Origin of the sequence: Paraburkholderia sp. MM5477-R1 (assembly GCF_050436385.1) — a bacterium.
Classification (GTDB): domain Bacteria; phylum Pseudomonadota; class Gammaproteobacteria; order Burkholderiales; family Burkholderiaceae; genus Paraburkholderia; species Paraburkholderia tuberum.
The window spans coordinates 1,142,762-1,155,303 of record NZ_JBNDMC010000003.1; the positions used below are offsets into that span (position 1 = coordinate 1,142,762).

The following is a 12,542-nucleotide window of genomic DNA, read 5'->3' on the forward strand; positions in this document are numbered from 1 at the left end:
TGCCAACGTGTATCATCTGCTATTGGCCGGGCACGGCTCCAATGGGCGATTCGCCCAACGACCGGTGAGGCCGGGATTTTCGGCTCCGCCCGCACGCGCGAAGCCCTACGCAGCAACGGATACACGGAAAACGTGAAGCTCAAATTCACCAAAATGCACGGCGCGGGCAACGACTTCGTCGTACTCGACGGCTATACCCAACCGGTTGATCTAACCACGGCGCAGGTGCGCGCGTTGGCGAACCGCCATTTCGGCGTCGGCGCCGACCAGTTGCTGCTGGTCGAAAAGCCGACCGTCGAAGGCGTCGATTTCAGATATCGCATCTTCAATTGCGACGGCGGCGAGGTCGAACACTGCGGCAACGGCGCGCGCTGCTTCGTCAAGTTCGTGCGCGAGCGCGGTCTCACCGACCAACGCAGCGTGCGCGTGCAGGTCCAGAAAGGCACGATCACGCTGACGATGCAGGACAACGGCGAAGTGATCGTCGACATGGGCACGCCCGTGTTCGATCCCGAACTCGTGCCGTTCGCGACCAAGGGTCTGCAAGGCCGCCGCGAAGGCGAGGATACGCTCTGGCCGCTCGACGTGAACGGCACGACGCGCTGGATGTCGGTGGTGTCGATGGGCAATCCGCACGCCGTGCAGGTCGTCGACGATGCCGAGGTGTTCCCGGTGCTCGCCGAAGGTCCGGCCATCGAGCGGCACACGCGCTTCCCGCAGCGGGTCAACGCGGCCTTCATGCAGATCGTCAACCGCAACGAGGTCAGGCTGCGCGTCTATGAACGCGGCGCAGGCGAAACGCTCGCGTGCGGCACCGGCGCGTGCGCGGCGGTCGCGGCCGGTATACGGCGCGGGCTGCTGGATTCGCCGGTGCTCGTACATACGCACGGCGGCGATCTGACCATCACGTGGGACAGCGCGCACCCAGGCGCGCCGCTGCTGATGGCCGGCCCCGCAGCCACCGTCTTCGAAGGGGAGATCGAGTTGGCCGAAGAGGCGTCGAGCGCCTCGTCGGACTCGACGCAGCACAATCCGTCCAGCCCGGCCGACATGGCGCCCTCCGTCTAACTCATTGACCGACGCGCCGCCGTGAGGCGGCCGTCCCGTAGTCCTCTAGCCGAAACCATGAACGATCGCGAAGTCGCCGAATACCTGCTCGCCAATCCCGAATTCTTCGTCGAACACGCGGAAACGCTCGCGACGATCCGGCTCGCGAACCCGCACGGCAAAGCCGCGGTGTCGCTGCAGGAGCGGCAGATGGAGATGCTGCGCGACAAGAACAAGCATCTGGAGCGGCGTCTTGCCGAACTGCTGCGCTACGGTCACGAGAACGACAGCATCGCGTCGAAATTCAACCGCTGGACCATCCGTGTGATGGCCGAGCGCGATCCCTACGCGCTGCCGCGCACGATCGCCGGCGGTCTGCGCGACATCTTCGACGTGCCGCAAGCGGCTCTGCGCGTGTGGGACGTCGCCGAGCCGTATGCGCAAGCGGACTTCGCGCGCCACGTCAGCGAGGAAGTGCGGATTTTCGCGGGCAGCCTGAGCACGCCGTACTGCGGCGCAAACACCGGCTTCGAGGCCGCGCAATGGCTCGCGCAAGCTGCGGTCGCGTCCCACGGGACGACCAACCCGGCGGCAAGCGCGACAACGAGCGCGACCGACGACCTCGGCGTCGCGTCGAACGGGACGGCGCAGAGCACCGAATCGATCGCGCTGCTTGCGCTGCGCGACCCCGAAGGTGTCGAAGACGCGCCGACGTTCGGCCTGCTCGTGATGGGCTCATCCGACCCGCGGCGCTTCCACGAAGGCATGGCCACCGATTTCCTCACGCAGATCGGCGCGCTCGCGAGCGCCGCGCTGAGCCGGCTGCTGCCGCGCTGAGCCGCGCCACGCAACGTCACCGCGTACCGTGACCGCCGCCGACCCGATCGCCGCCTACCTGTCGCATCTCGAGCACGAGCGGCGGCTGTCGGCGCACACCCTGCGCGGCTACACGCATGAGCTCGCGGAACTGAAGCAGCTCGCCAAAGGCCGAGCGCTCGAAAGCCTCACCGCCGTCGACATCCGCGGCGCCGTCGCGCGCGCGCATGCGGGCGGTCTCACCGCGCGGTCGATCGGCCATCGGCTGTCGGCATGGCGGGCGTTTTATCGCTGGCTCGCGGGCCACGTCGAGTTGCCGGCCAATCCGGTCGCCGCGGTGCGCGCGCCGAAGCAGGCGAAAATGCTGCCGAAGGCGCTTTCCGTCGACGACACCGCGCGCCTGATGGACAGCCCGCCCGCCGACTCGCCCGAAGGCCTGCGCGATCACGCGATGCTCGAGCTGTTCTACTCGTCGGGCCTGCGCCTCGCCGAACTGGTCGGCCTCGACGTGCGTTTCGCCGACGTCGACGGCTATCGCTCGGCCGGCTGGCTGAAACTCGATTCCGGCGAAGTCGAAGTGCTCGGCAAAGGCAACCGGCGGCGCGTCGTGCCGGTGGGCAGCAAGGCGGTCGCGGCGCTGAACGCATGGCTCGCGGTGCGCGAACCGATGGTCCGCCACGATCCGCATCCGCTGTTCCTGTCGGCGCGCGGCAACCGGCTGTCGCCGAACGTCGTGCGCGAGCGCGTGAAGCGCGCGGCGCTCGCCGCCGGCATTCCGGCCAACGTGCATCCGCACGTGCTGCGCCATTCGTTCGCGACCCACGTGCTGCAGTCGAGCGGCGACCTGCGCGCCGTGCAGGAGCTGCTCGGCCACGCGAGCATCACCGCGACGCAGGTTTATACGGGCCTCGATTTCCAGCACCTCGCCCACGTCTACGACAGCGCGCATCCTCGCGCAAAGAAACGCAACTGATCACGCGACTGACGCCGCGCGCCACGACGCGCCGCCTTCGCTTGCACTTTACCTACACCTGATGAATACCGTTACGCTCAAACCGTCGAAAGAAAAATCGCTGCTGCGCCGCCATCCGTGGGTTTATGCCAATGCGATCGAGCACGTCGACGGCCGCCCCGCGCCCGGCGCGACCGTGCTCGTGCGCGCGCACGATGGCCGCTTTCTCGCCCGCGCCGCCTACAGCCCGCACTCGCAGATCCGCGCGCGCGTCTGGAGCTTCGACGAAGCCGAGCCGATCGATCACGCGTTCTTCAAGCGCCGCGTGCAGCGCGCGTTCGCGCATCGTCAGGCGATGGTGCGCGACACCGGCGCCGTGCGGCTGATCTTCGGCGAGGCGGACGGTCTGCCGGGCCTGATCGTCGATTACTACGTCGCCGAGGACGCGGATCAGCGCAGCCAGATCGTCTGTCAGTTCATGGCGGCCGGCGTCGAAGCGTGGAAGGACGCGATCGTCGCGGCGCTGGTCGGCGCGACCGGCTGCCCGAACGTCTACGAGCGCTCGGACGTGTCGATCCGTCAGAAGGAAGGGCTCGAGCAGATCACCGGCGTGCTCGCGGGCGAGCCGCCTTCCGAGAAGCTGATCGCGAGCGAAAACGGCGTGCGCTATCACGTCGACGTGCGCAACGGCCACAAGACCGGCTTCTATGTCGACCAGCGCGATAACCGCCTGCTCGTGCAGCAGTTCGCGAAAGATCGCGACGTGCTGAACTGCTTCTGCTACACCGGCGGCTTTTCGCTCGCGGCGCTCAGGGGTGGCGCAAAGCGCGTGGTGTCGGTCGATTCGTCGGGTGAAGCGCTCGCGCTCGCGCAGCAGAACGTCGCGGCCAACGGCTTCGACGCCGACCGCGCGACCTGGCTCGACGCCGACGCGTTCAAGACATTGCGGCGCCTCTACAACGAAGGCGAACGCTTCGATCTGATCGTGCTCGATCCGCCGAAATTCGCGCCATCGCGCGAGCACGTGGACCGCGCCTCGCGCGCGTACAAGGACATCAATCTGACGGGCCTGAAGCTGCTGCGCCCGGGCGGTTTGCTGTTCACGTACTCGTGCTCGGGCGCGATCGATCCCGAGCTGTTCCAGAAGATCGTGTCGGGCGCGGCCGCCGACGCACGCGTCGACGCACGCATCCTGAAGCGCCTTGGCGCGGGCGTCGATCATCCGCTGCTCACTGCGTTCCCCGAAGGCGAGTATCTGAAGGGGCTGCTGTTGCAAATCGCCTGATCGCCCTTATTTTCCCGGTGATTGCGCGTGGCGGCGGCGGCAGCGGCAGCGGCCCGCCTCCGCGCAGGCGGCCATCAGCCGGCCGCAGCGCGGCCGCCCCTGCGCCCGCCTGGCAAATATGTTTCAATGACCGGCTGGACGGGGCTCGCGCCATCTGGCTGCGGCGGCCCGCCTAACGCATCTGGCTAGCCTTGCGCGCTAGCGTCCGATCACGCACCGTTTCACGACTTACAGGCGACCCACATGATTCCAGTCACCATCCTGACCGGCTTTCTCGGCAGCGGCAAAACCACCCTGCTCAAGCGCATCCTGAACGAAAAGCACGGCATGAAGATCGCCGTCATCGAGAACGAGTTCGGCGAAGAGAACATCGACAACGAGATCCTCGTGCAGGACACGAGCGAGCAGATCATCCAGATGAGCAACGGCTGCATCTGCTGCACGATTCGCGGCGACCTGTCGCGCGTGCTCAACGATCTGGCCGCGAAGAAGCAGGCGGGCGAAGTGGACTTCGACCGCGTCGTGATCGAAACCACCGGCCTCGCGAATCCGGGCCCGGTCGCGCAAACCTTCTTCATGGACGACCAGATCGCGAGCGAATTCCTGCTCGACGCGATCATCACGCTGGTCGACGCGAAGCATGCGAACCATCAGCTCGACGAGCACGAAGTGGTGCAGCGCCAGGTCGGTTTCGCGGACGCGGCTGTTCATCACGAAGGCCGATCTGGTCGACGAGCGGCACGTGGGCGATCTGCGCCACCGTCTGCTGCACATGAACCCGAAGGCGGCGATCAAGGTCGTCAATTTCGGCGAGGCGGACATCAAGGAAATTTTCGATCTGCGCGGCTTCAACCTGAACTCGAAGCTCGAAATCGATCCGGACTTCCTGAGTGAAGACGAACACGCGCATAGCCACGCGCACGCGCACGACGAGCACGGCCACACGCAAGGCGACCATGACCACGATCACGATCACGCCAATTGCGATCATGACCATGACCATTGCGATCACGAAGGCCATGATCACGGACATCACCACCATGCGCATCACGACGACAAGATCAAGTCGTTCGTGTACCGCAGCGATCGTCCGTTCGATCCGAACAAGCTCGAAGACTTCCTCGGCGGCATCCTGCAGATCTATGGCGAGCACCTGCTGCGCTACAAGGGCGTGCTGTACATGAAGGGCGTCGATCGCAAGGTCGTGTTCCAGGGCGTGCATCAAATGATGGGCAGCGACCTCGCCGCGAAATGGCAACCGGCCGAGAAGAAGACCAACAAGATGGTGTTCATCGGCATCGAACTGCCGCGCGATCTGATCACCGACGGTCTCGACGCCTGCCTCGCCTGAGCGGGCGCAGCGCCGTCGCGCAAGCAAGCCTCGGAGCAAGCCCACGACACGCCGCGCGCAGCGCGGCATGCGCCGTGCTACGTCTAGTGCGGTGAGACGCCCGCCGCCGACTGCGCGGGCATGAATCCTCTGCTGAAACTGCGACGCCGCGGCGCCGAGGCCTTTCGAATCCAGGCCATATGAAAAACGCGTGAAAACCCTGCTGTATTAAAGCGCGCACGACCATCGCTTTTTGGCTTTCTGCGCGTTATATTTTCGGGATATCGCAGCGCCGCAGGCCGGCTTTCAGCAGTTGCGGTGCCGTATTGTGATTCAGTTACAATACGTGCCCACTGGAGAATGACAACGAATTGCCCGGTCGCGCGTATCCCGCGACGGGCCTGAAACGGCGCCGGAAAATCTTGTCCGGAGACACGCCGAAAACGCCGGCGGGCATGGCCTGAAAGGGCACGCGCTCGTCGGCGAGCGATGCCTCAGGAGCATGTGTGAATCGGTTTCCAGAGGAGTTCGGCCCCGCAGCGGCGTAGCTAGCAACGCCCGGTGTGTGGGCGCCAGGCGCTTCGGCGTCACGACAGTCCAACGTTCGTGGCCACCCTGCGCTGCGCGTCCGCGCGACGCGTTTGCGGGCAATACGAAAGTGCGGGCCCTATGAGTTTTGCCTCACATTGAAGAAGTAAGCCAGATGACGACGAAACGACTCTTGACCGAAGCCGAAATCCTGAAGATGAGCGACAAGGATTACATGAATGCGGATCAGCTCGCCTTCTTCAAGAACAGGCTCGAACAGTTGCAGGCGGACATTCTCCGCAATGCCGGCCAGACGACCGAGAACCTGCGCGAAACGGTCATCGTGCCGGACCCGGCCGATCGCGCCACGATCGAGGAAGAGCATGCGCTCGAACTGCGCACGCGCGACCGCGAACGCAAGCTGCTGAAGAAGGTGCAGCAATCGATCGCGCGAATCGAGGCGGGCGACTATGGCTGGTGCGAGGAAACCGGCGAGCCGATCGGCATTCCGCGTCTGCTCGCGCGGCCCACGGCTACGCTGTCGCTCGAAGCCCAGGAGCGCCGGGAACTGCGCCAGAAGCTGTTCGGCGACTGATTATCTGCGGCGCGGCTTCGGCTTAGCGCCCTGAAAACGCTGCTTCGTCGAGAGGCGCACGGTGAACCGTGCGCCTTTTCTTTTTGCGCGACATCCGCGCATGCTCCGCCATCCGTCCCGCCCCGCCGTCCCTTCCCGCCTCGTTTCTCAGGCTCCCTGAGCGGATTTTCAGTTTTTCGTCCTATGCCTTCCGGCGGATCTTGATATGACCGCGCGCGCCCTAAAATAGATCGGACATGCGCTCACGAGCGCGCCAGCCGGCGCGCCGTCCGCTGACTGGATTCATGCGGTAGCGCACAGCGCTGCCGCGTTCTACCCGTTTTGCAAAGAGGAACGCATATGGAGCAATTTCACGGCACGACGATCGTTTCCGTGCGCCGCGGCAACAAGGTGGCGCTCGGCGGCGACGGCCAGGTCACGCTCGGCAACATCGTCATGAAAGGCGGCGCGAAGAAGGTCCGGCGCATCTACAACGGCAAGGTGCTGGTCGGCTTCGCCGGCGGCACGGCGGATGCCTTCTCGCTGCTCGACCGCTTCGAGGCGAAGCTGGAAAAACATCAGGGCAATCTGACGCGCGCGGCCGTGGAGCTCGCGAAAGACTGGCGCACCGACCGCATGCTGCGTCGTCTCGAGGCGATGCTGATCGCCGCGGACGCGACCACCACGCTCGTCATCACCGGCAACGGCGACGTGCTCGATCCCGAAGGCGGCATCTGTGCGATCGGCTCGGGCGGTGCGTACGCGCAGGCGGCCGCGAAGGCGCTTGCCGACAACACCGAGCTGTCGCCGCGCGACATCGTGGAGAAGTCGCTGGAAATCGCCGGCGACATGTGCATTTACACGAACCATAACCGCGTCATTGAGACGATCGAGTAAGGACCCATCGATGAGCACCATGACCCCCGCCGAGATCGTCTCCGAACTCGACAAACACATCATCGGCCAAGGCCGCGCGAAGAAGGCCGTGGCGGTCGCGCTGCGCAACCGCTGGCGCCGTCAGCAGGTCGACGAACCGCTGCGCCAGGAAATCACGCCGAAGAACATCCTGATGATCGGACCGACCGGCGTCGGCAAGACCGAAATCGCGCGGCGTCTCGCGAAGCTCGCGGACGCGCCGTTCATCAAGATCGAAGCGACCAAATTCACCGAAGTCGGCTACGTGGGCCGCGACGTCGACAGTATCGTGCGCGACCTGATCGAAATTTCGGTCAAGCAGACCCGCGAAACCGAAATGCGCAAAGTGCGGACCAAGGCCGGCGATCTGGCCGAAGACCGCATCCTCGACATCCTGCTGCCAACCGCACGGCCGGTCGGCTTCGGTTCGAGCTCGAGCTCGACCGATACCGCCGATGAAGGCAGCACGACGCGTCAAACGTTCCGCAAGCGCCTGCGCGAAGGCCAGCTCGACGACAAGGAAATCGAGCTCGACGTCGAGCAGCCGCAGGTCGGCATGGACATCATGGGGCCGCCGGGCATGGAAGACATGACCGAGCAGATCCGCTCGATGTTCGCCAACATCGGCGGCGGCAAGAAGATGCGCCGCAAGATGAAGGTCAAGGAAGCGCTGAAGGTGCTCACCGACGAAGAAGCCGGCAAGATGCTGAACGACGAAGAGGTGAAGAGCAAGGCGGTGCAGAACGTCGAGCAGAACGGCATCGTGTTCCTCGACGAAATCGACAAGATCGCGTCGCGCAACGAAGCGGGCGGCGGTGAAGTGTCCCGTCAGGGTGTCCAGCGCGATCTGCTGCCGCTCGTCGAAGGCACGACGATCAACACCAAGTACGGCATGGTGAAGACCGATCACATCCTGTTCATCGCGAGCGGCGCGTTTCATCTCGCGAAGCCGAGCGATCTGATTCCCGAGCTGCAGGGACGCTTCCCGATTCGCGTCGAGCTCGATTCGCTGTCGGTCAACGACTTCGAATCGATCCTCGTGTCGACGGACGCGAGCCTCGTCAAGCAATACCAGGCCCTGCTCGCGACCGAAGACGTGCACCTCGAATTCGCCGACGACGGCATCCGCCGTCTCGCCGAGATCGCGTACTCGGTCAACGAGAAGACCGAGAACATCGGCGCGCGGCGTCTTTATACGGTGATTGAAAAACTGCTCGAAGAAGTGTCGTTCTCGGCCGGCAATCATTCGGGCCATGCAGTGCAGATCGACGCGGCGTATGTCGATAGCGCGTTGAACGAAATCGCCGAAGACGAGGATCTGTCGCGCTACGTGCTTTGACATGCGCGGTGGCAGCGCGAAGCGCTGATGCATGAAAAACGGGCTGCCTTCGCATAGGCAGCCCGTTTTGTTTTGTGCCGCCCTTCCCGCGGCGGCGCCTCGAACAGCCAACGCCGCGCCAGAAGATCGCCGCCTACTGCTTCACCGGCCGCTTCGCCAACTTGCGCTGCAACGTGCGCCGATGCATGTTCAACGCGCGCGCGGTCGCCGAGATATTGCCGTTGTGTTCTGCGAGCACACGCTGGATATGCTCCCATTCGAGCCGCGCCACCGACAGCGGCTGCGGATGCTCGATCGCCTCCTCGGCCTGCAACGCGCTCGCCTCGCTTTGCAGCGCCGACAGGATCGTCTCGACGTTGGCGGGCTTTGCGAGATAGTTGTCGGCGCCGTCCTTGACCGCCTGCACCGCGGTGGCGATGCTCGCGTAGCCGGTCAGCACGAGCATGCGCGCATCGGGCTGCAGATCGCGTAACGGCGCGACGAGCGTCAGGCCGGAGTCGTTACCGAGATGCAGGTCCACGGTGATCTCGCTGAACTTCTGCTGATTCGCGAGCCGGATCGCCTCGTCCGCGTTGTGTGCTTCGGTCACCGTGTAGCCGCGCCGCGTCAAGCCGCGCGCGAGGATGCCGGAGAACACTTCGTCGTCGTCGATCACCAGAAAATTCTTCTCGCTCATGCCTGTTTCTCCGTGTTGGATGGCGCGGCGCCATGTGGGCTCGCTCCGGAAATCTTGCGCGCGGCGAGCGGTAGTCGCAGCACCGCACGCGTGCCGCGCGGCCGTCCGCCGTTGGCGTCGGTCAGCTCGATCGATCCCTTCAGACGCGCCGCCGCCGAAAACGCCAGATACAGGCCGACGCCGTGACCGCCCTGCGTGCTCTCCACCGGCATCGCGCCGAGCGAGCCGCGCAGCGCGGCCGGAATGCCCGGACCGTGGTCGCACACTTCGAACACGATCTGGTCGCCGCGTGGCGCGAGCACGCAGGACAGCGTCACGTGATCGCGGCTCGCGCGCGCGGCGTTGTCGAGCAGGATCGTCAGTATCTGGCTGACGGCCACCGTGTCGTTGAGACCGACATCGGCGGGCGGTGTGCCAAGCCGCTCGAACTTCACGTGAGGATGGCGCAGGCGCCATTGCCCGGCAAATGATTCGAGCCATTCGTCGACCGGCTGGCGGTTCGTCGTGGTCGTTGCGCGGCTGCGCAACCGCGCGAGCGCCGACGTGCACAACATCATCTGCTGCTCGAGCAGCTCGAGATCGGCGCGGTAGGGGGCGAGTCCCGCGTCGGTCCGCGCCGCGTCGCGCAATTCTTCGGACAACATCGCGATTGTAGACAGAGGGGTGCCGATTTCGTGGGCCACGGTGGCCGCCTGCACGCCGAGCGCGACCGCCCGTTCGTCGTGGAGCAAGCGCTGCTGCGCTTCTCCAAGCGCTGCGTCACGTAGCCGCAGCGCTCGGGACATGCGCGCGACGAACCACGCAATCAGCCCCACGCTGACCATGAAGTTGACCCACATGCCCGAGCGGTAGTAGTCGAACAGGTTGGCGGGATTCTCGAGATTGAGCGGCACGGAATCGAAACTGAGCATCGCGTAGCAGGCGACCGCGAACGCCGCGAGCCAGGCCATCAGATACCACGGCAGCACGGCCGCCGCGATCGCAAGCGATGGCAGGTACAGCGACACGAACGGGTTGGTGGTGCCGCCGGACAGGAACAGCAGCGCCGACAACGCCCCGAGATCGACCCAGATCTGCCCGAACAGCTCGAGGTTGGACTCGGGACGCTGCTGCGACACGCGCCACCACGTGAGCGCGTTGAACAGCACTTCGAGCCCGATCACGAGCAGCATCGCCGGCAACGGCAGATTGGCGCCGATGAAGATCTGCACGAACGCGATCGTCAGCAGCTGACCGATGATCGCGAGGCTGCGCAGCCAGAACAGATGACCGAGATTGACGCGGCCGGTGTTGGTTATACGGTGCATGACCCTAGTCTACCCGTTACGCCGCCGCGGCCCGAGCCAGTGGCGCTGCGGCAGATGAAGCCCGTTGCTTCGCCGCCGCGGCCAAACTGCACCCGCTCGACGACGCCCGCCATTATTGCCCCACTCGACCCGGGAAACGCCGTCGCACAATTCCGCGCCGGCTACACGCTGCGGATGGCCAGCCGGCACGCCGACGCGATCGCCGCGGATCGGCAGCCGCGGTTCGGCGAATGGGAGCCGGCGCTGGAAGCGATTGTGCGCGATCTGCGGGCGCGGGTGGCGCAGCATCGCCGCGCGTCGGCGGTTTCTGATCGGCCCCGGGGCAAATCCGACCATCACGGCCGCTCATGCTCACTCGCCTCGTGTGTCGCCTGTGCAATCTCCGCGGCCAGACACTCCGGGCATAGACATCGGCCGCCTGGCTTTAACCGCTCGACCGGTAGCGGCGGCAGCGCGCGGCACCAGCAGTTGGACGGCTCAGTCTGCATGCCGCAGTCGAAAGCATTGCCGCAGCGCGGACAGCGTGCGCTGCGTTCGGAGCGGGGGGAAGACGATTTCATCGCAGATCGGCGCTCAGGGCCGGGGACATTGATCAAGCCATGATGCCATGACTGACACGCTCAGGTGCAGTCGTCCGTTCGGCCAATGCACAGCCGTCACGCAAGTGCGTTACGCTTGCTGTTCGCCACCCCCGCGGCGCGTCATGGTGCGGTACGCCAAGCCTGCACCGCCCGTCGCTCGCGCCGCGGCCGAAAACCCTGTTGCAGCGCGCCAGTCCTGTACAATTCGCGCTGTTTCAACTGTTCCGTGCCCGAGCCTGCCGCCATGTCCGAGCTTCCCGACCTCTCGCAGATTGCGCCCACCCTGAAAGCCGAAATTCTGGCCGAGGCGCTGCCTTACATCCGTCAGTATCACGGTAAGACCGTGGTCATCAAATACGGCGGCAACGCCATGACCGAAGAGCGTCTGAAGCAGGGCTTCGCGCGCGACGTGATTCTGCTGAAGCTGGTCGGCATCAACCCGGTCATCGTGCACGGCGGCGGTCCGCAAATCGACCAGGCGCTTAAGAAAATCGGCAAACAGGGCACGTTCATCCAGGGCATGCGCGTCACCGACGAAGAGACGATGGAAGTCGTCGAATGGGTGCTCGGGGGCGAGGTGCAGCAGGACATCGTGATGCTGATCAACCACTTCGGCGGCCACGCGGTCGGCCTGACCGGCAAGGATGGCGGCCTGATCCACGCGCGCAAGATGCTGATGCCGGATCGCGAAACTCCGGGCCAGTACGTCGACATCGGTCAGGTCGGCGAAGTCGAGTCGATCAACCCGGCGGTCGTGAAGGCGTTGCAGGACGACGCGTTCATTCCGGTCATCTCGCCGATCGGCTTCGGCGAAGACGGCCTGTCGTACAACATCAACGCGGATCTCGTCGCGGGCAAGCTGGCGGTCGTGCTGAACGCCGAAAAGCTCGTCATGATGACCAACATCCCCGGCGTGATGGACAAGGAAGGCAATCTGCTGACCGACCTGTCGGCGCGCGAAATCGACGGTCTGTTCGAAGACGGCACGATCTCCGGCGGCATGCTGCCGAAGATCTCGTCCGCGCTCGATGCGGCGAAGAGCGGCGTGCGCTCGGTGCACATCATCGACGGCCGCATCGAGCACTCGGTGCTGCTCGAAATTCTGACCGAACAGCCGTTCGGCACAATGATCCGCTCGCATTGATCGTTGCGGCATCCCCGGCACAGGGGTTGCGTCCGAGCGGCGCGACGC

General features: G+C 65.0%; 11 protein-coding genes and 1 pseudogene. 9 read left to right on the forward strand and 3 right to left on the reverse strand.

Annotated features, from left to right (window positions below; all coding sequences use genetic code 11):
• The first annotated feature begins 132 nt into the window (after window positions 1-132).
• From dapF to hslU, 8 genes and pseudogenes are all read left to right on the forward strand, one after another.
• The gene (gene dapF, locus OKW35_RS08530) at window positions 133-1,068 is read left to right on the forward strand and encodes a diaminopimelate epimerase (RefSeq protein ID WP_429551703.1); all 936 of its coding nucleotides are present in this window, start codon (window positions 133-135) and stop codon (window positions 1,066-1,068) included.
• A 57-nt stretch (window positions 1,069-1,125) separates the two neighbouring features.
• A complete protein-coding gene (locus OKW35_RS08535; protein WP_090802196.1) occupies window positions 1,126-1,884 on the forward strand; it encodes a DUF484 family protein in 759 nt (252 codons plus the stop codon).
• A 28-nt stretch (window positions 1,885-1,912) separates the two neighbouring features.
• The gene (gene xerC / locus OKW35_RS08540; protein ID WP_187615113.1) at window positions 1,913-2,836 is read left to right on the forward strand and encodes a tyrosine recombinase XerC; all 924 of its coding nucleotides are present in this window, start codon (window positions 1,913-1,915) and stop codon (window positions 2,834-2,836) included.
• Window positions 2,837-2,897: 61 nt separating this feature from the next.
• Window positions 2,898-4,100 (forward strand): class I SAM-dependent rRNA methyltransferase, encoded by a 1,203-nt coding sequence (locus OKW35_RS08545; RefSeq protein WP_429551704.1) that lies wholly within the window; start codon window positions 2,898-2,900, stop codon window positions 4,098-4,100.
• Window positions 4,101-4,343: 243 nt separating this feature from the next.
• Window positions 4,344-5,451: pseudogene (locus OKW35_RS08550) on the forward strand (CobW family GTP-binding protein).
• A gap of 682 nt (window positions 5,452-6,133) precedes the next feature.
• Window positions 6,134-6,553: an RNA polymerase-binding protein DksA gene (gene dksA / locus OKW35_RS08555; RefSeq protein WP_090802202.1), complete on the forward strand. Its 420-nt coding sequence runs from the start codon at window positions 6,134-6,136 to the stop codon at window positions 6,551-6,553.
• A gap of 339 nt (window positions 6,554-6,892) precedes the next feature.
• Window positions 6,893-7,429: an ATP-dependent protease subunit HslV gene (hslV, locus tag OKW35_RS08560; RefSeq protein ID WP_184051150.1), complete on the forward strand. Its 537-nt coding sequence runs from the start codon at window positions 6,893-6,895 to the stop codon at window positions 7,427-7,429.
• Window positions 7,430-7,439: 10 nt separating this feature from the next.
• Window positions 7,440-8,786, forward strand: coding sequence for an ATP-dependent protease ATPase subunit HslU (gene hslU / locus OKW35_RS08565; RefSeq protein ID WP_090802203.1), 1,347 nt, complete (start codon window positions 7,440-7,442; stop codon window positions 8,784-8,786).
• Window positions 8,787-8,919: 133 nt separating this feature from the next.
• Here the strand turns inward: hslU and OKW35_RS08570 are convergent, their stop codons facing one another.
• The 3 genes from OKW35_RS08570 to OKW35_RS08580 all read right to left on the reverse strand — a co-directional run bounded on the left by OKW35_RS08570 (window position 8,920) and on the right by OKW35_RS08580 (window position 11,329).
• On the reverse strand, window positions 8,920-9,462 hold the full coding sequence (locus OKW35_RS08570) for a response regulator transcription factor (protein WP_184025882.1): 543 nt from the start codon (window positions 9,460-9,462) through the stop codon (window positions 8,920-8,922).
• The gene (locus tag OKW35_RS08575) at window positions 9,459-10,769 is read right to left on the reverse strand and encodes an ATP-binding protein (protein WP_429551705.1); all 1,311 of its coding nucleotides are present in this window, start codon (window positions 10,767-10,769) and stop codon (window positions 9,459-9,461) included. Before OKW35_RS08575 ends, OKW35_RS08570 begins: the two co-directional genes overlap by 4 nt.
• Before the next feature lie 335 nt (window positions 10,770-11,104).
• Window positions 11,105-11,329 carry a cysteine-rich CWC family protein gene (locus OKW35_RS08580; protein ID WP_090802208.1) on the reverse strand — a complete coding sequence of 75 codons (225 nt, stop codon included), beginning with the start codon at window positions 11,327-11,329 and terminating at the stop codon, window positions 11,105-11,107.
• A gap of 265 nt (window positions 11,330-11,594) precedes the next feature.
• Between OKW35_RS08580 and argB the strand changes: the two genes are divergently transcribed.
• The gene (argB, locus tag OKW35_RS08585; RefSeq protein WP_018419098.1) at window positions 11,595-12,494 is read left to right on the forward strand and encodes an acetylglutamate kinase; all 900 of its coding nucleotides are present in this window, start codon (window positions 11,595-11,597) and stop codon (window positions 12,492-12,494) included.
• Window positions 12,495-12,542 lie beyond the last annotated feature (48 nt).